The sequence below is a fragment of the Enterobacter sp. J49 genome (assembly GCF_002148625.1).
In the GTDB taxonomy this organism is placed as follows: Bacteria; Pseudomonadota; Gammaproteobacteria; order Enterobacterales; family Enterobacteriaceae; genus Enterobacter; species Enterobacter ludwigii.
The window spans coordinates 183,526-203,642 of record NZ_MWPY01000030.1; the positions used below are offsets into that span (position 1 = coordinate 183,526).

General features: G+C 52.1%; 22 protein-coding genes. 12 read left to right on the top strand and 10 right to left on the bottom strand.

Going from position 1 to position 20,117, the window contains the following annotated elements:
- The first annotated feature begins 110 nt into the window (after positions 1-110).
- The 5 genes from dacA (at position 111) to lipA (ending at position 4,846) form a co-directional block, all read left to right on the top strand.
- Positions 111-1,322: a D-alanyl-D-alanine carboxypeptidase DacA gene (gene dacA, locus BJP35_RS09755; protein ID WP_014169116.1), complete on the top strand. Its 1,212-nt coding sequence runs from the start codon at positions 111-113 to the stop codon at positions 1,320-1,322.
- A gap of 105 nt (positions 1,323-1,427) precedes the next feature.
- Positions 1,428-1,691 (top strand): DUF493 family protein YbeD, encoded by a 264-nt coding sequence (ybeD, locus tag BJP35_RS09760; protein ID WP_003858718.1) that lies wholly within the window; start codon positions 1,428-1,430, stop codon positions 1,689-1,691.
- A 95-nt stretch (positions 1,692-1,786) separates the two neighbouring features.
- Positions 1,787-2,428 (top strand): lipoyl(octanoyl) transferase LipB, encoded by a 642-nt coding sequence (gene lipB / locus BJP35_RS09765; RefSeq protein ID WP_047743938.1) that lies wholly within the window; start codon positions 1,787-1,789, stop codon positions 2,426-2,428.
- A 291-nt stretch (positions 2,429-2,719) separates the two neighbouring features.
- Complete coding sequence (locus tag BJP35_RS09770) at positions 2,720-3,673, top strand: YbeF family transcriptional regulator (protein ID WP_047743940.1); 954 nt, start codon at positions 2,720-2,722, stop codon at positions 3,671-3,673.
- Between the two features lie 207 nt (positions 3,674-3,880).
- Complete coding sequence (lipA, locus tag BJP35_RS09780; RefSeq protein ID WP_014169113.1) at positions 3,881-4,846, top strand: lipoyl synthase; 966 nt, start codon at positions 3,881-3,883, stop codon at positions 4,844-4,846.
- A gap of 81 nt (positions 4,847-4,927) precedes the next feature.
- Here lipA and tatE read toward each other — a convergent pair whose 3' ends face one another.
- Together tatE and BJP35_RS09790 are read right to left on the bottom strand one after the other, a co-directional pair.
- Positions 4,928-5,131, bottom strand: a complete 204-nt coding sequence (tatE, locus tag BJP35_RS09785) for a twin-arginine translocase subunit TatE (RefSeq protein WP_014169112.1) — start codon at positions 5,129-5,131, stop codon at positions 4,928-4,930.
- A gap of 126 nt (positions 5,132-5,257) precedes the next feature.
- Entirely contained in the window at positions 5,258-6,046 is a 789-nt protein-coding gene (locus tag BJP35_RS09790) for a deaminated glutathione amidase (protein WP_047743942.1), read from the bottom strand.
- A 67-nt stretch (positions 6,047-6,113) separates the two neighbouring features.
- Here BJP35_RS09790 and crcB point away from each other — a divergent pair, with 67 nt between their 5' ends.
- Positions 6,114-6,497, top strand: coding sequence for a fluoride efflux transporter CrcB (crcB, locus tag BJP35_RS09795; RefSeq protein WP_014169110.1), 384 nt, complete (start codon positions 6,114-6,116; stop codon positions 6,495-6,497).
- Between the two features lie 220 nt (positions 6,498-6,717).
- On the opposite strand, the gene cspE is transcribed toward crcB, so the two are convergent.
- Both cspE and pagP read right to left on the bottom strand, forming a co-directional pair.
- The gene (cspE, locus tag BJP35_RS09800) at positions 6,718-6,927 is read right to left on the bottom strand and encodes a transcription antiterminator/RNA stability regulator CspE (protein WP_002439184.1); all 210 of its coding nucleotides are present in this window, start codon (positions 6,925-6,927) and stop codon (positions 6,718-6,720) included.
- A 190-nt stretch (positions 6,928-7,117) separates the two neighbouring features.
- Positions 7,118-7,735: a lipid IV(A) palmitoyltransferase PagP gene (pagP, locus tag BJP35_RS09805; protein ID WP_014169108.1), complete on the bottom strand. Its 618-nt coding sequence runs from the start codon at positions 7,733-7,735 to the stop codon at positions 7,118-7,120.
- A gap of 495 nt (positions 7,736-8,230) precedes the next feature.
- Here pagP and dcuC point away from each other — a divergent pair, with 495 nt between their 5' ends.
- Together dcuC and rna are read left to right on the top strand one after the other, a co-directional pair.
- Positions 8,231-9,598: an anaerobic C4-dicarboxylate transporter DcuC gene (gene dcuC, locus BJP35_RS09810; RefSeq protein ID WP_020885003.1), complete on the top strand. Its 1,368-nt coding sequence runs from the start codon at positions 8,231-8,233 to the stop codon at positions 9,596-9,598.
- A gap of 94 nt (positions 9,599-9,692) precedes the next feature.
- Complete coding sequence (gene rna / locus BJP35_RS09815) at positions 9,693-10,502, top strand: ribonuclease I (protein WP_020885004.1); 810 nt, start codon at positions 9,693-9,695, stop codon at positions 10,500-10,502.
- Here the strand turns inward: rna and BJP35_RS09820 are convergent.
- Both BJP35_RS09820 and BJP35_RS09825 read right to left on the bottom strand, forming a co-directional pair.
- Positions 10,496-11,113 (bottom strand): flavin reductase family protein, encoded by a 618-nt coding sequence (locus BJP35_RS09820; protein WP_047743944.1) that lies wholly within the window; start codon positions 11,111-11,113, stop codon positions 10,496-10,498. The genes rna and BJP35_RS09820 overlap by 7 nt on opposite strands.
- A gap of 89 nt (positions 11,114-11,202) precedes the next feature.
- Positions 11,203-12,033 (bottom strand): alpha/beta fold hydrolase, encoded by an 831-nt coding sequence (locus BJP35_RS09825; RefSeq protein ID WP_020885006.1) that lies wholly within the window; start codon positions 12,031-12,033, stop codon positions 11,203-11,205.
- Between the two features lie 254 nt (positions 12,034-12,287).
- Here BJP35_RS09825 and rnk point away from each other — a divergent pair, with 254 nt between their 5' ends.
- Together rnk and yldA are read left to right on the top strand one after the other, a co-directional pair.
- On the top strand, positions 12,288-12,698 hold the full coding sequence (gene rnk / locus BJP35_RS09830) for a nucleoside diphosphate kinase regulator (RefSeq protein WP_014169101.1): 411 nt from the start codon (positions 12,288-12,290) through the stop codon (positions 12,696-12,698).
- A gap of 137 nt (positions 12,699-12,835) precedes the next feature.
- Positions 12,836-12,925: a small membrane protein YldA gene (gene yldA / locus BJP35_RS24835; protein WP_373419689.1), complete on the top strand. Its 90-nt coding sequence runs from the start codon at positions 12,836-12,838 to the stop codon at positions 12,923-12,925.
- A 9-nt stretch (positions 12,926-12,934) separates the two neighbouring features.
- Here yldA and BJP35_RS09835 read toward each other — a convergent pair whose 3' ends face one another.
- Positions 12,935-14,173, bottom strand: coding sequence for a zinc-dependent alcohol dehydrogenase (locus tag BJP35_RS09835; protein ID WP_020885007.1), 1,239 nt, complete (start codon positions 14,171-14,173; stop codon positions 12,935-12,937).
- Positions 14,174-14,353: 180 nt separating this feature from the next.
- Between BJP35_RS09835 and uspG the strand changes: the two genes are divergently transcribed.
- Positions 14,354-14,782: a universal stress protein UspG gene (gene uspG, locus BJP35_RS09840; protein ID WP_020885008.1), complete on the top strand. Its 429-nt coding sequence runs from the start codon at positions 14,354-14,356 to the stop codon at positions 14,780-14,782.
- Between the two features lie 59 nt (positions 14,783-14,841).
- On the opposite strand, the gene ahpF is transcribed toward uspG, so the two are convergent.
- Entirely contained in the window at positions 14,842-16,407 is a 1,566-nt protein-coding gene (gene ahpF / locus BJP35_RS09845) for an alkyl hydroperoxide reductase subunit F (protein ID WP_032681429.1), read from the bottom strand.
- A gap of 175 nt (positions 16,408-16,582) precedes the next feature.
- Complete coding sequence (gene ahpC, locus BJP35_RS09850; protein WP_008501015.1) at positions 16,583-17,146, bottom strand: alkyl hydroperoxide reductase subunit C; 564 nt, start codon at positions 17,144-17,146, stop codon at positions 16,583-16,585.
- Between the two features lie 639 nt (positions 17,147-17,785).
- Here ahpC and BJP35_RS09855 point away from each other — a divergent pair.
- Positions 17,786-18,685, top strand: a complete 900-nt coding sequence (locus tag BJP35_RS09855) for a LysR family transcriptional regulator (RefSeq protein ID WP_032677673.1) — start codon at positions 17,786-17,788, stop codon at positions 18,683-18,685.
- A 154-nt stretch (positions 18,686-18,839) separates the two neighbouring features.
- Here the strand turns inward: BJP35_RS09855 and BJP35_RS09860 are convergent, their stop codons facing one another.
- Complete coding sequence (locus BJP35_RS09860; RefSeq protein ID WP_025204683.1) at positions 18,840-20,000, bottom strand: pyridoxal phosphate-dependent aminotransferase; 1,161 nt, start codon at positions 19,998-20,000, stop codon at positions 18,840-18,842.
- Positions 20,001-20,117: the final 117 nt, after the last annotated feature.

Below are 20,117 nucleotides of genomic sequence, written 5' to 3' on the forward strand. Positions count from 1 at the left end.
GTGTAAAACACATTCACAAACTCATGCTTAAAGTCGGATGCCTGCCTGAATAGCATTTGCTATAGTAAGGCACTTTTTTTAATTCCATCACGGATGTCGTTGTTCTGACCATGAAGACCACTTTTTCTGCTCGTTTTGTGCAGCGCATGGCGCTGACCACGGCCCTTTGCGCAACTGCTCTCTCTGCAGCTCACGCCGATGACCTGAATATCAAGACCATGATCCCTGGCGTTCCGCAAATCGACGCGGAATCGTATATCCTGATCGACTACAACTCTGGCAAAGTGCTGGCTGAACAGAATGCCGACGCCCGCCGCGATCCGGCCAGCCTGACCAAAATGATGACCAGCTATGTTATCGGCCAGGCCATGAAAGCAGGGAAGTTCAAAGAAACGGATCTGGTCACCATCGGTAACGATGCGTGGGCAACCGGCAACCCGGTATTTAAAGGTTCATCATTGATGTTCCTGAAACCGGGCATGCAGGTTCCTGTTTCTCAGCTGATCCGTGGTATTAACCTGCAATCCGGTAACGATGCGTGCGTGGCAATGGCCGATTTCGCCGCAGGAAGCCAGGATGCCTTCGTCGGTCTGATGAACAGCTACGTCACCGCGCTGGGTCTGAAGAACAGCCATTTCCAGACCGTACATGGTCTGGACGCAGATGGTCAGTACAGCTCCGCACGTGATATGGCGTTGATTGGTCAGGCGCTGATCCGTGACGTGCCGAACGAATACTCCATCTATAAAGAGAAAGAGTTCACCTTCAACGGTATCCGTCAGACCAACCGTAACGGCCTGCTGTGGGATAACAGCCTGAACGTTGACGGCATCAAAACTGGCCATACCGATAAAGCTGGCTACAACCTGGTTGCTTCTGCCACCGAAGGCCAGATGCGTCTGATCTCTGCCGTGATGGGCGGTCGTACCTTCAAAGGTCGTGAGACGGAAAGCAAGAAATTACTGACCTGGGGCTTCCGTTTCTTCGAAACAGTGAACCCGTTGAAAGCCGGTAAAGAGTTTGCTTCTGAGCCAGTCTGGTTCGGTGATAACGACCGTGCTTCCCTTGGCGTGGATAAAGATCTGTACCTGACCATTCCTCGTGGTCGCATGAAAGATCTGAAAGCCAGCTACGTGCTGAACACCACTGAGCTGCACGCGCCACTGCAGAAAAACCAGGTGGTGGGCACCATCAACTTCCAGCTGGATGGTAAAACCATCGATCAGCGTCCGCTGGTGGTTCTGCAAGAAATCCCGGAAGGCAATTTCTTCGGCAAAATCATTGATTACATTAAATTGATGTTCCATCACTGGTTTGGCTAAAAATTGAACACTTGAAAGTGTGATTTTGATCCCCATATACTAGATATCCTGATAACTCCCACCTGTCGTGGGAGTTATTCTTTTTGACGTTACGCCGGAGCTGACATGAAAACCAAACTTAACGAACTGCTTGAATTCCCTACCCCGTTTACCTACAAAGTAATGGGTCTGGCGAAACCTGAGCTGGTTGATCAGGTGGTTGAAGTGGTACAGCGCCATGCGCCGGGTGACTACTCTCCGTCAGTAAAACCAAGCAGCAAGGGCAACTACCACTCGGTATCCATTACCATTACCGCAACCCACATTGAGCAGGTTGAGACGCTGTACGAAGAGCTCGGCAATATCGAAATTGTTCGTATGGTGTTGTAGTCCCTCTGCGGTTACCCGGTTTGCCGGGTAACCCGCCTCCCCGCTTGTGATATACTCTCCCTCACCTTTTGTCCCTCGTCTTCGGAGACGTCCTTTTGTATCAGGATAAAATTCTTGTCCGTCATCTCGGGCTGCAACCTTACGAGCCTGTCTCCCAGGCCATGCATGATTTCACCGATTCACGCGATGACACCACCCCTGATGAGATCTGGCTGGTCGAACACCTGCCGGTATTTACACAGGGACAGGCGGGAAAAGCGGAACATTTATTGATGACGGGTGATATCCCGGTAATTCAAAGCGATCGCGGTGGGCAGGTCACATACCACGGGCCTGGGCAGCAGGTGATGTACGTTCTGCTGAACCTGAAGCGCAGAAAGCTCGGCGTTCGCGAACTGGTTACCCTGCTGGAACAAACCGTGGTTAACACGCTGGCGGAATACGGTATTGAAGCCCATCCGCGTGCCGATGCGCCGGGCGTCTATGTGGGAGAAAGTAAGATTTGCTCACTGGGGCTGCGTATCCGCAAAGGCTGCTCCTTCCACGGGCTGGCACTGAATATTAATATGGATCTTACCCCCTTCCAGCGCATAAACCCCTGCGGCTACGCCGGAATGGAGATGACGCAAATGTGCCAGTGGGTTGAAAGCGCAACGCCAGAGAATATTCGTCCCGTGCTTTTGAAGAACGTTTTAGCCCTACTTAACAATCCATCTTACGAATATATCACTGCTTAATATATCATGCATCATGGCTCGATTATTTGACGGGCCACTGTTTATTTACCGCTTTTACGCTTTACAATAATCCGCTTATTCTATATTTTCGAAGCGCTCGAATATTACCGCTACATATTATTTAGCCTCCAGCCAGAACTGCATACAGGGCGTAAGTAACTTGCGTGATAATCACACAACTGTTTGTTTTTGATAAACAAGTGAAACAAAACCAACACTTTACGAATCTCTACAAGCATAATAAATAAATTCAACTATCATTCATAATGTGAATGTATACGGAGTGAAAGCGTGGAGTATAATAATTTACCAGCCAAACGACTGAATGACCCAGGTGGTGAGGACAAGCCACAAATTTTTCGGACTTTACGTAATATTGATCTCAATTTGTTGACTATTTTTGAGGCAGTATATGTCCATAAGGGTATCGTTAATGCTGCGAAAATTCTTAATCTCACGCCTTCAGCAATAAGCCAGTCAATTCAAAAACTGCGCGCTATATTTCCCGACCCGTTATTTATTCGTAAGGGCCAGGGGGTTACGCCGACGGCCTACGCCACCCATCTGCATGAGTACATCAGCCAGGGGCTGGAGTCGATTCTGGGTGCGCTGGATTTAACCGGCAGCTATGACAAACAGAGAACCATCACTATCGGCTGCACCCCGTCTGTCGGCGTGCTGGTGATGCCCGCTATTTTTCAGGCGATAAAAGAGCATGTTCCCCAGCTCCTGCTGCGAAATGTGCCGCTCAACGAGCCTGATATTCAGCTTGCTCAGTTTCAGACCGACCTGATTATAGAAAGCGGCAGCTTTAGCGCCCGAGCGCTCGGACAACATGTCCTGTATGCGGATAACCTGGTGCTGGTGTGCCGCCAGCAGCATCCCGCCCTGAGCGCGCCGTTGACCATTGAAAATCTGCGCAACTACGATCATTCGTCTTTCATGACCGAAGGACAGTCCAACCATGCGCTGCGTCAGCGAATCGATGAGATATTCCCGGAACGCCAGATCAGCTTCAGTAGTTACAATATGTTCACCACTGCCTCCCTGATTGGCAGCAGCGACATGCTCTGCATCATGCCTTCGCGTCTGTATACCTTGTTGCGTAAATGTTGGCCGCTGGAGAGCATTCCTCTCAACCAGCTTAATGCGGAATCTATCGAGATTTCACTGCATTACAACAAACTCAGCTTGCGCGATCCGGTACTGGAAAACGTTATCCGCGTCATCCGCCAGGCCTTCTGACAGGTTGATACAGCACAAGCCCCTGCCCCCTGCCGGGCAAAACGCACAAAACAACAACTATTTTACAAATTGGCGACCTGGCAGGCTGCTTTACCGACCGTTTCAATGATATACTGCCTGTCGTTCGTTCAAAAATAGTTGATAAATACAACATTCCCTTGAATAGAAACGCTTTCCTTCGATATTCGCAACTGGAACACGCACGCTATGAGTAAACCCATTGTGATGGAACGCGGTGTTAAATACCGCGATGCCGATAAAATGGCCCTTATCCCGGTTAAAAACGTGGCTACAGAGCGCGAAGCGCTGTTAAGAAAACCGGAATGGATGAAAATCAAACTTCCGGCTGACTCTTCGCGTATCCAGGGGATCAAAGCGGCGATGCGCAAGAACGGCCTTCACTCCGTCTGTGAAGAAGCCTCTTGCCCGAACCTTGCTGAATGTTTCAATCACGGTACCGCGACGTTTATGATTCTGGGTGCCATCTGTACCCGCCGCTGCCCGTTCTGCGATGTGGCTCATGGCCGCCCGGTAGCACCCGACGCCAACGAACCTCAGAAACTGGCACAGACCATCGCCGATATGGCGCTGCGTTATGTCGTTATTACCTCCGTTGACCGTGACGATCTGCGTGATGGCGGTGCTCAGCACTTCGCTGACTGCATTACCGCTATTCGCGAGAAAAGCCCGAACATCAAAATTGAGACGCTGGTTCCAGACTTCCGCGGCCGTATGGATCGCGCGCTGGACATCCTGACCGCGACGCCACCAGACGTGTTTAACCACAACCTGGAGAACGTGCCGCGTCTCTACCGTCAGGTACGTCCTGGTGCGGACTATAACTGGTCTCTGAAGCTGCTGGAGCGTTTTAAAGAAGCGCATCCCCATATTCCAACCAAGTCAGGCCTGATGGTTGGTCTCGGTGAAACGAATGCTGAGATCATCGAAGTGATGCGCGATCTGCGCCGCCACGGTGTGACCATGCTGACGCTGGGACAGTATCTGCAGCCAAGCCGCCATCACCTGCCCGTGCAGCGCTACGTGAGCCCGGATGAGTTTGATGAGATGAAAGCCGAAGCGATGGCGATGGGCTTTACCCACGCAGCCTGCGGCCCATTTGTTCGCTCCTCTTACCATGCCGATATGCAGGCAAAAGGCGAAGAAGTGAAATAAGACTGTAATATTCACTTACAGTAATGCAAAAAAACCGGCCTCTTGAGCCGGTTTTTTTTCGCAAGCCCTCAGGCATTGCCGTTACTCTTTGTGAGAAAGCTTCTCTGCCGGGATGTCACCCTCGGCGCTTTTCTTCGCAGCCGCATCATCGTCGTTCATCGCTTTCTTAAAGCCTTTGATGGCGGCACCCAGGTCACCACCCAGCGTGCGTAACTTCTTGGTACCAAACAGCAGGACGACCAGTGCGGCAACCACCAGCAGTTTGGTAATACTAATCTCACCCATAGATACCTTCTTTACATAAACCAGGCTGCATTCAGCGCCAAAAACCTGATTGTATTAACGGTCATTTGACGCGTGCACACAATAGCAATCTGTAACAAGGTGAATCAAGCATTGTTGAAAAAAACATCACAATAATTGCGGTGGCGCAAACCGACGGTTGCGAAGAACCGGTAATTGCTGCCGTGCAAGCGTAATCCTCTCCCGCTGTAACTCTGTCATCAGCAAAACCGGGGCCTCCGCCGCAGCGGCTATCGTAACACCCAGCGGATCCACCACCCTGCTCTGCCCAATGTTCTTATTGCCGCACTCCCCCGAGGCCACAACATAGCAGGTAGTATCCAGCGCACGCGCTGTAAGGAGCGTTGCCCAGTGATGCTCTTTAAGCGGCCCCTTGACCCACGCGGCAGGCACAACCAGCACGTCAGCCCCCTTTAACGCGAGCGTAAGTGCCAGCTCAGGAAAACGCAGGTCGTAGCAGGTCATCAACCCAATCTTAAAGCCATCGACATCAAGCAGCGGTGGGATGCTGTCTCCCGGATCCACCCGCCGCGATTCCTGAATGCTGAAGGCATCATAAAGATGGAGTTTGGCATAGCGCGCAACGATCGCGCCGTCACGGATGGCCACGAGCGTATTTACCGCCCGTCCCGCCGTCGAGGGGACATGCACCGTAAAGAGGGTGGTCAAACCATTGCCCGCGCTTTCCGCCAGCAGGTGCTGTAAAAATCCGCCGTCCAGAGGCTGGGCAGACTTCACCGACAGGTCCGGGTCGTGGTCATCTCTTGCCAGCAGCGCCTCCGGCAGCACCAGCAAGGATGCTTCTTTCAGGCGGGCCTGCCTCATCAGAGAGACACATTTATCTGCATTCTCTTGCCAGTCAGGCGTAACCGCAAACTGTCCTACCGCAACATACATATTTGTCCCCTCAGCAAAAACCGCGTTAAACTCGCCACTCTTACACATCAAATAGCAGGTATTTACAGTGTTACAACTACTTTTAGCCGTTTTTATTGGTGGGGGTACGGGTAGCGTTGCGCGGTGGTTCTTGAGTATGCGTTTTAATCCCCTGCATCAGGCTATTCCAATGGGTACGCTGGCGGCTAACCTGATAGGTGCTTTCATTATTGGCGTGGGGCTGGCCTGGTTTAACCGTATGACGCATATCGATCCCGTGTGGAAGCTATTGATTACCACCGGCTTTTGCGGCGGTTTAACCACCTTCTCAACGTTCTCGGCGGAAGTGGTTTTCCTGTTTCAGGAAGGGCGTGTCGGCTGGGCGCTGATGAACATTGCGATTAATATGCTCGGCTCCTTTGCGATGACGGGGATCGCATTCTGGCTATTTTCTTCCGCCACGACGCACTAACAGACGCTGCGTTAATGTTGGCTTAATTTTTCTCTGTCACTCTGAACGCAATACTGAACGAGGGTGACAGAATGAAACAGAACCTGATGAGCGCAGGTGTGGTGTTGTTGAGCGTGCTGATCGTTGCCAGCTTCCTCAAAATGTATCTGCTTAGCTGATTCCACGCGAAAAAAAACCCGCTCAGTGAGCGGGTTTTGAAATTCTTGCTGACGCGTCTGAATTACAGAGCGATTACGTTAGCAGCAGAAGGGCCTTTGGCACCGTTAGTGATTTCGAACTCTACACGCTGACCTTCAGCCAGAGTTTTGAAACCATTAGACTGGATTGCAGAGAAGTGTACGAACACGTCTTTGCTGCCATCTTCAGGAGTAATGAAACCGAATCCTTTGGACTCATTAAACCACTTAACGTTACCTTTAATCTTAGACATCAAAATTACCTTTACATTAAAAAACGACACAAATGCTGTGTCGGGTACCAGTACATCAATTGTGGGACCTTTTGTCCAGCGGTTCTTTGATAAAAAGTGACTAAAGTCGCGTTAATTTCTGCTGACGGTTTTTTATCTCAACGGAATCAACGGCTGCACACTTTTTCACCAGTACGTGACGTTTTTTCAGTTAAAACTGAAAACGCATCCAGGCGAAGTAAACGTTACCGTTGTTGTATGTCCCCGGGATATAGGTCATCTGGAACGTTGCCGGACCATAGCCGATAGAGGCCAGAGGCAGCAGCACCGGAATCGGAATGTAGTTCCAGTTGTCGCGTGCGGTCACACCGGCGGTGTAACCCAGCCCCACATGGAAGTTTTCATCGGCTAACGGACGCCAGGTTTTCTCCCAGCCATAACCCCCGATTGGTTCCCACTTGTTAAAGGAATCTTTAAAGGCCATCAGATAGATGCCATGCCAGTTCCCTTTTTCGTCCCAACGCGACTGACCAAAACCAGCCCCCCACGGGCGCTCGTTATATTTGTCAGTCTTTTCTTTGTCATAGGCAAAACGTGCATGCCACGTTATTGCCGGAACATACAGGTCATAATGCTCTGGCGCAGTCCAGGTCTGCGACACATTATCAGTGAAGGTGGAGAACCAGCCTTTATCGGTTGCATTGCTCTCGGCGTGTGCAACAGACGACAATGCTAACTGCCCAAAAATAAACAACAAAATGAGGAAAAATTTATTACGTACAATCACAATGCAATTACCATTCTTAGTATTCGAGGCAAAGTTTACCATAAAATAGTTTAATCAAAGCTTAACAGCATCAGCGTTATTCCTAATTAATCAGCGTCCTCCTGGGAATATTCTGAGAGGAACATACCTTCACGCCATAATAAGCACAACAAAAGTAAGCCTTTATTAGACTTTAATACGCTGGATAACCCAACCAACGCCAGCAATGACGGTCTCCAGGGCCCGTCCTGGAGGGCTGCCAGCAGCCATTAAAAACCCAATTCCCAAAGGGTTTTTGCCTTTTCTTTCTGCGGCGAATTTAAACCCACAAAATATTTAACAACCCATTATCATTTAATTGACATATAGTGATATCTATACCGGTCAATATGCACACGAGATAAATGCCGGGGCGATGGCAAAAATACCGTTAATATCTTCTTTAGTAGTCTGTTTATTGATTTTAATCAGCAAGGACAGAACATTAATTCGGCACATTTCATCCTTCTTTTTTATTGATTATTTGTGCTCTCGGGCAGCAAGGACACAGGGGAAACCATGCTTACGTTTATCGAGCTCCTTATCGGAGTCGTCGTCATTGTCGGTGTAGCGCGCTACATCATTAAAGGTTACTCGGCCACAGGGGTGTTATTTGTCGGCGGGCTAACCCTGCTCATTATCAGCGCCATCATGGGCCATCAGGTGTTACCGGCCAGCGCAGACAGTACGGGCTACACCGCCACTGACATTGTTGAATACATTAAAATCCTGCTCATGAGCCGCGGTGGCGACCTGGGTATGATGATCATGATGCTGTGCGGTTTTGCGGCATACATGACCCATATCGGCGCGAATGATATGGTGGTTAAACTGGCGTCCAAACCGCTGCAGTACATTAACTCCCCCTATCTGCTGATGGTCGCAGCCTATTTCCTTGCCTGCCTGATGTCCCTTGCCGTGTCGTCCGCAACCGGTCTGGGCGTACTGTTAATGGCCACCCTGTTCCCGATTATGGTTAACGTCGGTATCAGCCGCGGCGCGGCCGCCGCGATTTGCGCCTCGCCGGCCGCCATTATTCTTTCCCCCACCTCCGGTGATGTCGTGCTCGCAGCCAAAGCCGCTGAGATGTCGCTTATCGACTTTGCGTTCAAAACCACGCTGCCCATTTCTATCGTCGCCATTGTCGGCATGGGCATCGCGCACTTCTTCTGGCAGCGCTATCTCGATAAAAAAGAGAACATCAGCCACGAGATGCTGGACGTGAGTGAAATCACCACCACCGCGCCAGCGTTTTATGCCATTCTGCCGTTCACACCTATTATTGGCGTGCTTATTTTTGACGGTAAATGGGGCCCGCAGCTGCACATCATCACCATTCTGGTGATCTGCATGCTGCTGGCCGCCCTGCTGGAGTTTGTGCGTGGGTTTAACACGCAGAAAGTCTTCTCGGGTCTGGAAGTGGCCTATCGCGGTATGGCGGATGCGTTTGCAGGGGTCGTTATGCTGCTGGTTGCAGCAGGCGTCTTCGCCCAGGGTCTGAGCACCATCGGCTTTATTCAAAGCCTGATTTCCATCGCCACCTCGTTCGGCTCGGCCAGTATTATCCTGATGCTGGTTCTGGTAGTGCTGACCATGCTGGCCGCCATGACTACCGGTTCAGGTAACGCGCCGTTCTACGCCTTCGTTGAGATGATCCCGAAACTGGCTCACTCCTCAGGCATTAACCCGGCCTATCTCTCCATCCCCATGCTGCAGGCGTCAAACCTCGGTCGCACCATTTCGCCGGTATCGGGTGTGGTTGTAGCCGTTGCCGGGATGGCAAAAATCTCACCTTTCGAAGTGATCAAACGCACCTCCGTCCCCGTGATTGTAGGGCTGATTATCGTGATTATTGCCACGCAGGTGCTGGTACCCGGCGCAGCTTAAGCTAAATTCCTGATATCCAGAAAGCGCCTGCGGGCGCTTTTTGTGCTTTAATAATTTCCAGAAATTATTCATGCTCATTCGATCAGGAAATCACATGTTCAGGAAGGATATCGTTATTCCGTCTGGCGCAATCGCGCTGGCACTCTGTGTATTCTCCGCACAGGCCGACCCACTCAAGGCAACGCAGTATGGCGATTTCGATCGCTACGTTCTGGCTCTTTCCTGGCAAACCGGGTTCTGCCAGAGCATGGCCGACCGTAACCGCAACGAGCCCGAAGAGTGCCGTTTACAAAAAGAGAGTGATAACAAAACCGATTTTCTGACCGTGCACGGATTATGGCCGGGGCTGCCAAAATCTGTTGCCGCACGGGGTGTGGATGAACGTCGCTGGATGCGTTTTGGCTGCGCGACCCGTCCAATCCCGAACATGCCGGAGGTGAAGGCCAGCCGCAAATGCGCTGCCGCCGAAACCGGACTGTCGCTTTCAGGTGCTGCGAAGCTGAACAGCGTTATGCCAGGTGCTGGCGGTAACTCCTGCCTGGAACGCTACGAATATGCCAAACATGGGGTGTGCTTTGGTTTTGATCCTGACGCGTATTTCGGCACAATGGTGCGCATGAATCAGGAGATAAAAAACAGCGCGGTCGGCAAGTTCCTCGCCGATAACTACGGAAAAACCGTAAGCCGCAGCGACTTTGACAGCGCCGTGGCCAAAGGCTGGGGCAAGGAGAATGTCAAAGCGTTCAAACTTACCTGTAATGGCAACCCGTCCTACCTGACCGAAATGCAGATCTCACTGAAGGCAGACACCATTAATAACCCGCTTTCTGCAACCTCATTTGCTCCGCAGCCACACCCGGGTAACTGCGGAAAACAATTCGTCATTGATAAAGCCGGTCACTGATTGACGATCGGTCGGGTCATGTCAAACCGGTGCTCGTCACTGATGCCATAGTAAGCCGTCGGCCCACCCGCACGCAGGATGGGCTGCGCTCTCGCTGTCTGATAAATCCCCTCTTCCAGCAACGTTTCGGCGATGTGAATACCCACCACTTCGCCGAGCACCAGCCAGGTATCAACCGGTGTGCCGTCGGCCCCGGTAAGCTGAATACACTGCGACAGGCGACACTCAAAGTTAACCGGGCTTTCTGCCACCCGCGGGGCGTTCACCAGCTGGCTGGCCGCTGGCGTTAATCCCGCAAAGGTAAATTCATTTTCATCGTGGGGAAGCATAGCCGAGGTCGCATTCATCGCTTCAGCCAGATCGCGCGTCGCCAGGTTCCAGACAAACTCGCCGGTTTCGGTAATATTACGCACGCTGTCTTTCCAGCCGTTGCTGGAAAAACCGATGATAGGCGGACGATAGTTAAAGCAGTTAAAGAAGCTATACGGCGCGAGATTCAGCTGACCGGCGTTGTCGCACGAGGAGATCCAGCCAATCGGGCGTGGGCCAATAATCGCGTTCAGTGGGTCATGCGGCAGGCCGTGTCCTAGAGAAGGTTGATAGAAATACATAGTGCTCTCTTAATGGTGGGGCAGACACGAATTGCGTTTCGCTCAGTACCCTGGATCAGGACACTCAGCGTAACGCAATCCGCCAGGAATTAAGACTGAATAAATTTCAGCAAATCGTCGTTGATCTGGTGCTTATGCGTGGTGCATATGCCGTGAGAACCCCCGGCATAGACCTTCAGCTCAGCGTTCGGCAGGATCTCTGCAGCCACCCGACCACAGGTCTCGATCGGGACTATCTGGTCGTCATCGCCGTGGATCACCAGCGTCGGGATAGTCATCTTTTTCAGATCTTCACGCAGATCGGTTTCAGAGAACGCTTTGACGCAGTCATACAGCGCCTTGATCGACCCCTGAAGCCCCTGCTCAACGAAGCTCTCCCGCACCGCTTTGGACTCTTTCGCCCCCGGGCGGTTATAGCCATAAAACGCCTCGGTCAGCGCATAGAAGAAAGCTGCGCGATCGTTAATCACGCCTTCCCGAATACCATCAAACACCTCTTTCGGCACACCGTTCGGGTTGAAATCGGTTTTGATCATAATCGGTGTCACGGCACCAATAAGTACCGCTTTCGCCACGCGATCCGTACCGTGGCGACCAATATAGCGCGCCACTTCGCCACCGCCGGTTGAATGCCCCACGTGAACAGCGTCTTTCAGATTCAGACGCGCCGTCAGCTCAGCCAGGTCGTCGGCGTACTGATCCATATTGTGCCCATCCCACGGCTGCGCTGAGCGGCCATGTCCGCGGCGGTCATGTGCAATTACGCGAAATCCTTTTGACCCCAGGTATAACATTTGGTCTTCAAAGGCATCCGCCGTCAGCGGCCAGCCGTGGCTAAATACCACGGGTTGTCCGCTTCCCCAGTCTTTAAAATATAAATAACTGCCGTCTTTCAACGTAATTTTGTCGTAATCGCTCATGAGATCTCCTGAGAAGAAACACTGAATGCGGATAGTCGCCCGCAGGGGGCGCTTAAAAAGAATAATGCAAATTGGCAAGGGAGCACGTTTTTCACCGAAAATTCATATGACCCATGAATGTGACCTGTATCACTTCAAAGTTGTGCGCTCAGCCAGTATCATCAGAAGAGTTAAACCCTCGCTGCCAGACGGCGAGGGTTTTCTTTTGGATTGGTTTCTGCGTTACACGCAGCATTAACGACATGGAGTAAAAAATGTCCAGACCCACCATCATCATCAATGAGCTTGACGCAGAACGTATTGACAGACTGCTGGAAAAAGCAGAATTCGCTTCGCTTCCGGTGGCTGACGCCCTGAATGAAGAGCTTGACCGGGCGCAGATGTGCACGCCTGAATCCATGCCTCACGACGTGGTCACCATGAACAGCCGGGTTAAATTCCGTAACCTGGCCACTGGTGAAGAGCTGACCCGAACGCTGGTCTACCCGGCGCAGATGACCGACAGCAGTGCACAGCTTTCGGTCCTTGCCCCTGTGGGTGCCGCGCTTCTTGGTCTGCGTACGGGAGACACCATCAACTGGGCGTTGCCAGGCGGTGCCGCGGCGCATCTGGAAGTGCTGGAGCTGCTCTACCAGCCAGAAGCCGCGGGCGACTACCTGCGTTAACCCCATCTGAACAAACGCTCCCGCGTTGCACAGAGGATGCACCCGCATCCTCTTTCCGCAAATTCACCCGATTATCCTATATCGCCCGAAAACCCCTTAACCCACGCTTAATCTGTTTGGGTGCCGCGGGGACGGTCATGAGTGAGATAGTGGTTATCACACTTATTTTTCTCATTATTCTGGCGATCATCGTCATGGCGGTGCTTTTTCTTTATCGTCATCGGTAAGCGATAATCTCACACCACCCCACCCGGGAAAGCATTGACCAGGCCTTTCACCTGCTGTGCCGCCGCGTCAGGCGTTTCCGCCCCCGGCACCAGAATGACCTTGCGGCACTCCTCCTCCCGTTTTTCGAAAATCTTGTAGGCGCGTTCCGCATCCGCCAGCGGCAGATAGTGGGTCACAATCTCCTCCGGCGTAAGCAGCCCTTTTTCGATAAGCGGCAGCAACTCGCCCAGCCAGGCGTGGACGTGTGTCTGCCCCATCCTGAAACTCAGCCCTTTATCGAAGGCATCGCCAAACAGGAAGCCGTGAATAAACCCGGCGTAAACGCCAGGGACGCTGACAACGCCGCCGCGCCGGACAGCCGCGATACACTGACGCAGCGCTTTGCCGCTGCTGCCTTCAATTTTAAGGTTGCTGAGGATTGTTTCCGTGGTGCTGCCTTTGGCTTCGAACCCGACGGCATCAATCACCGCATCGACACCACGCTGGCCGGCAGTTTGCTCAATGATTTTTTCGGCGGCATCGTTATCATCATCAAAGTTGACCGGGATTGCGCCGTAGCGCGCCTGAGCGAATCGCAGGCGATACGGGTGATGGTCGATGACGAAGATCTGTTCCGCCCCGAGCAGTCGCGCGCAGGCAATGGTCAGCAACCCCACCGGCCCGGCGCCGAAAACGGCCACGCTCGATCCTTTTTCGATCTGCGCATTTTTTGCCGCCTGCCAGGCGGTGGGTAAAATATCTGACAGGAACAGCGCTTTGTCATCGGACAACAGCGGCGGCACCTTGAACGGCCCAACGTTCCCCTTCGGTACGCGAACATATTCCGCCTGGCCTCCCGGCACACCGCCGTAGAGATGGCTATAGCCAAACAGCGCGGCTGGCGCGGGAATCTGCTTTTTGTTCAGCGCGGCGCCCTGCCCGGCGTTGGTCGTCTCGCAGGCCGCGTATTGCTGCAGACGGCAGAAGAAACAGTCACCGCAGGCAATCACAAACGGGATAACCACGCGATCGCCCTTCTGTAAATTCTTCACCTCCCTGCCACACTCAACGATTTCCCCCATAAATTCATGACCAAAAATATCGCCGTGTTGCACCTTCGGGATTTTGCCGCGATAGAGATGCAGATCGGACCCGCAAATCGCCGTAGCCGTGACCCGCAGAATAATATCGTCTGGCTGTTCAATGATGGGATCGGGGACATTCTCGACGCGAACATGATGTGGGCCGTGATACGTGAGTGCTTTCATGCAACCTCCGAAAGGATCCAGGACAGTGTATAAAGGGTAGCTACCCCAGAAGACTTGCCCGTGATGACGGATCTTTTGAGATTTTTCCTGGCGAGATCAAAAAGTGGCGCCGCGCTTACAGAAACCATTCATATTTTGTGGTTGAATGAATTCAGCGTTTATAAACAAGGAGAAACGGGTATGTATCAGACAATCATTATGCCGGTTGATGTTTTCGAGATGGAGCTGAGCGACAAGGCCGTACGCCACGCGGAGTTCCTGGCGCAGCAGGACGGGATCATTCATCTTTTACACGTGTTACCGGGTTCCGCCAGCCTGAGTCTGCACCGCTTTGCCGCCGATGTACGTCGCTTCGAAGAGCATCTTCAGCACGAAGCTGAAAATCGTCTACAAACCATGGTCGGGCATTTCAGCATCGACCCTTCACGTATCAAAACTCACGTCAGGTTCGGTAGCGTGCGGGATGCCGTTAATGAACTGGCCAATGAACTGAAAGCAGACGTCGTGGTGATCGGTTCCCGTAATCCTTCCATTACCACCCACCTGCTGGGCTCTAACGCGTCGAGCGTGATCCGTCACACCCACATTCCGGTGATGGTCGTCAGGTAAAAAAAAGAGGCCACCTTTCGGTGGCCTCTTGCTGTTGCAGGTGTAGTCTTGCTTTCTTTTTATGCCGTTTTGGTGCGAATCAGATAATCGAACGAGCTCAGAGACGCTTTCGCCCCTTCACCGGTGGCAATGATGATCTGTTTGTACGGAACTGTGGTGCAGTCCCCTGCCGCGAACACCCCTTTCACGCTGGTTTCGCATTTCGCATCGATAATAATTTCGCCCATGCGGTTGCGCTCAATCGCGCCGTCCAGCCAGGTGGTGTTTGGCAACAGACCAATCTGTACGAAGATCCCCGCCAGCGCCACGCTATGCACGTCACCGCTCACGCGGTCGCGGTATTCCAGACCGGTCACTTTGCTGCCGTCACCTTTCACTTCCGTGGTCTGCGCATTCAGCACGATATCGACGTTTTTCAGGCTACGCACTTTGTCCTGCAGCACCTGGTCCGCTTTCATCTCTGGGGCGAACTCCAGCAGGGTGACGTGTTCAACGATACCCGCCAGGTCAATCGCCGCTTCCACACCAGAGTTACCGCCGCCGATCACCGCCACGCGTTTACCTTTAAACAGCGGGCCGTCGCAGTGCGGGCAGTAGGTGACGCCTTTGGTGCGATACTGATCTTCACCCGGGACGTTCATGTTGCGCCATTTGGCGCCGGTGGCAATGATAATGCTGCGCGCTTTCAGCACCGCGCCGGAGGCGGTTTCAATCTGGTGTAATCCCCCTTCAACCGCGGCCGGAACCAGCTTGCTGGCGCTCTGGCTGTCGATCACATCCACTTCATAATCGCTGACGTGCGCCTTCAGTGCGCCAGCCAGTTTCTGGCCTTCGGTCTTCGGCACAGAGATGTAGTTTTCGATATCCACGGTGTCGAGCACCTGGCCACCGAAGCGTTCGCCCATCAGGCCGGTACGAATGCCTTTACGGGCGGAGTAAACCGCCGCCGCCGCGCCCGCCGGGCCGGAGCCGACAATCAGAACATCATACGCGTCACGTTTGTTCAGCGCTTCTGCCGCACGTTTTTCGGCGCCCGTGTCCACTTTGGCAACGATTTCGGTCAGCGTCATACGGCCCTGGCCAAACTCCTGACCGTTCATAAAGACCGCCGGAACGCCCATGACGTTACGGTCGGTGATTTCGTTCTGGAACGTACCGCCGTCAATCGCCGTGTGCTTAATGCGCGGGTTCAGCACCGACATCAGGTTCAGCGCCTGCACCACGTCCGGGCAGTTATGGCAGGAGAGTGAGTAATAGGTTTCAAACTCAAAATCGCCGTCAATGTCGCGGATCTGCTCGAGCAGCGCCTGCGCCTCTTTTGACGGATGACCACCGGTCCACAGCAGTGCCAGCACCAGCGAGGTAAATTCGTGGCCCAGTGGAGAACCGGCAAAACGCGGCCCCTGGTCAGAACCCGGATTGGTGATCAGGAAGGAGGGCTTGCGCACCGCCAGACCGTTATCTTCTTTGAAGGTCACGTTCGGTGACAGTTCGGCGATCTCTGCCAGCAGTTCCTTGATCTCTGCCGATTTAGCGCTGTCGTCCAGCGTGGCAATCAGCTCAACAGGTTTGGTCAGTTTCTCAAGGTAGGCCTTGAGCTGGGTTTTCATATTGGTGTCGAGCATTATTCTTCCCTCTCTAAAAACGTCATCATGCAAGCTGCCTTATTCGGGCGGCCTGAATGCAACTTGCATCATGGTGCTGGAATAAAATGGGCGCGGGCGCGCCCATTACGACTGTCATTTCCGGAGCCTGTCGCGTCAGAGCAGGCGATGCTCTGCGCGAAAGACGGCGGGAAACTTAGATTTTGCCAACCAGGTCTAAAGACGGTGCCAGAGTCGCTTCGCCTTCTTTCCATTTCGCCGGGCAAACTTCACCTGGGTGAGAAGCAACGTACTGCGCCGCTTTCACTTTACGCAGCAGGTCAGAAGCATCACGGCCGATGCCTTCAGCGGTAACTTCGATTGCCTGGATAATGCCCTGCGGGTCAACAACGAAGGTAGCACGGTCAGCCAGGCCTTCATCTTCACGCATGTTGTCGAAGTTACGGGTCAGGGCGCCAGTCGGGTCGCCGATCATCGCATATTTGATTTTCGCGATGGTTTCAGAGCTGCTGTGCCATGCTTTGTGGGTGAAGTGGGTGTCGGTAGAAACAGAGTAAACGTCTACGCCCAGCTTCTGCAGTTCGTCGTAATGGTCTGCAACGTCACCCAGTTCGGTCGGGCAAACGAAGGTGAAGTCAGCCGGATAGAAGAAGAAGACGCTCCAGCGGCCTTCGGTATCTTTCTCGGTCACTTCGATGAATTCACCGTTTTTGAACGCCTGGTTTTTGAAAGGTTTAATTTTGGTATTAATCAAAGACATCTGTACTTCCTCCGTGTTTTCGTTGAGATGTAAGGTAACCAACTTTCGCCGGGTGGGCTAATGCGTTTGCTTTATCAAATCAATCAGCCATACCTAACAACCCGAACAAGACAACGTGATGAACTGAATTAACGAAAAGCCAAAAGTAAAAAGGCCGCCCTGGTGGGCGGCCCTGATACCTGAACTTTCCACAGGAACTTTCAGTGCCAGCAATTGCTGGCGTTGCGTTGCGCTCTACATACCTCATATCAAGGCCGTAACAGCGCCTTGATTACAACACCCGCACAGCGCGAGGGCAATGCACATGAGCGCCAATCGTATCTATGGCTGTGATAGGTTTCATCGAACACGGTTTATCGCGCAGGACTGAATACGCGCCGGCGAGGATTAATAAAAATGAATGATAATTATTTGTCTATATATAATTGAGACTATTTTAATGCAAACACTCTCGCAGTTTTAGAGATAAAAATATCTTAATATTCATTGAAGCTCTATTTTATAAATCTGCCATCGTGATATATTAAGTCAACATACAACTCTAATTAAGTAAGTTAATTGCATGGATGGCAAATGATTAACTTCCTTCTATAGTTATCAGTGATGTGTTAACGCAACGCAGTCCACTCAGGATGAAACATGGCTAATCTCTACGATCTAAAAAAATTTGATCTTAATCTGCTGGTAATTTTCGAGTGTATTTATCAGCACTTAAGCATCAGCAAGGCAGCAGAAACGCTCTATATTACGCCCTCGGCGGTCAGCCAGTCGCTGCAAAGGTTGCGTAATCAGCTCAACGATCCCCTGTTCATTCGTTCCGGGAAAGGGATTACGCCCACCACGGTAGGCGTGAACCTGCACCATCATCTTGAGCAAAACCTCAACCAGCTTGAGCAGACGATTAACATCATGCATGGCTCAACGCTAAAAAAGAATTTTGTGGTATACAGCCCGCAAATCCTGACCACAGAAAACCTGCTGGGCCCGCTTAAATTATTGATGCGTGAGCACAATTACGAGATTGAACTGCATGACATGCTGCTCTCTGCTGACTCCGCAGAGGATCTGCTGGCATACCGTAAAGCAGACTTAATTTTCTCAATGGCCCCGGTTAGTAACCGTTCAATGATTTGTGTGCCATATGCATCCTATTCCGTCCTGCTGGTCTGCAGCCAGGATCATCCGCGGATGAAAGAGGTGGCCACCATGGAAGAGCTTCAGGAAGAGAAGTTTACGATATTCCTCAGTGATGAGCCGGGCGTTAAAACCTATCAATCGATGGCAGAAAAAGTGCATGCGGAAAAGACAATCGGTTTTCGCTGTGACTCTGTATTTACTATTATTTCGATGATAAGTGCCTCTCATTTAATTGGTTACGTACCCGAAATTTTATTTGATAAATACAGTGAAGTGCTAAGACTCAAAAAAATCACTGCACCGTTCACCCTTCCCTCGCTTGACATTTTTATGATTTATAACCGCTCGGCATTAAACAGTACGGCATTCGCGAAATTCATTAACGAAGTAACAGAAAAATAACATCGACGGGCTGTGTCGCTCACAGCCCGTTCTCTTTGTTAATACATAATCCTGACTTATATTTTATAACGCGCTTTCGCGTTATTTTGACTGATATTACTCTCACTTATTATGCGCAGACCGCCGTTATTCTAACGTGAGAGGGATGACACGCTCAGAGTGTATTCAGCCGCTCCGCCGCCGCGAGAAGCGTCGATTCCTGTTTCGCAAAACAGAGCCGGATCAGCTTATGCGGGAACGGGTCGGCGCAAAATACGGACAGCGGAATGGCAGCAACGCCCACTTCTTTTGTCAGCCACTGGCAAAAACTCACGTCATCCCGATCCGAAATCGCGCTGTAGTCCGCCAGCAGGAAGTAGGTCCCTTCGCAGGGTAAAATCTCCAGACGGCTCTGGCTTAGCGCATTCACAAACAGATCCCGACGCTGACGGTAGAATGCCGGCAGGTCGCGGTAGTGCTCCGGTTCGGCGCGCAGCATATCAGCCAGGGCCAGCTGGGCCGGCGTGTTTACGGCAAACGTCAGGTACTGATGTACTTTACGCAGCTCAGCGCTGATGGCCGCGGGAGCCACGCAGTACCCCACCTTCCAGCCGGTCATGTGATAGGTTTTACCAAATGACGATACCGCCACGGCACGCTCGCGAAGCTGCGGATGGGCCAGCACGCTGGCATGCCCTTCCTGCGCAAAACAGATGTGCTCATACACTTCATCGCTCAGCACGTAAATTTCACGCCCGGCAATCGCCTGCCAAAGTTTTGCGAAATCGGCTTTCTGCCATGCGGTCGCCGACGGGTTGTGCGGAGTATTGATAATAACCAGACGGGTTTTGTCGCTCAGCAAGGCAGCAAACGCCTGCCAGTCCGGACGGAAATGCGGTGGCTGTAGCGCGATACGTTTCACCACGCCGCCGGAGAGTTCAACCGCCGGCGCGTAGCTGTCATAACTCGGGTCAAAGCAGATCACCTCATCACCCGTGCGCACCAGCGCGGTAATTGCGGCATACAACGCTTCGGTCGCCCCTGCCGTCACCGTGATGTCGCTGGTAGCGTCTGGCTTATAGCCATACAGCTCAGCCGTTTTGTCTGCTATGGCGTCCCGCAGTGCCTGCACGCCCGTCATCGGTGCATACTGGTTCGCCCCCTGCGCAACGTGGTACGCCAGACGTTCCTGCAAATAACGCGGGCCATCAAAATCAGGGAACCCTTGCGAGAGATTAATGGCGTTGTGCTGCTGGGCCAGTGCGCTCATTTGCGTAAAGATGGTGGTACCAAGACTGGGAAGTTTACTCTGAGGAATCAATGCGTTATTGCTCATTGTGTTGTGCCTGCATGTAATACTTATGTTGCTGACACTATAACACGATGTTAGTCTTTGGCAATCAAGACGCTTAGACGTCTAAACAATATGAATATTCCTGACCGAGAGGGAAAA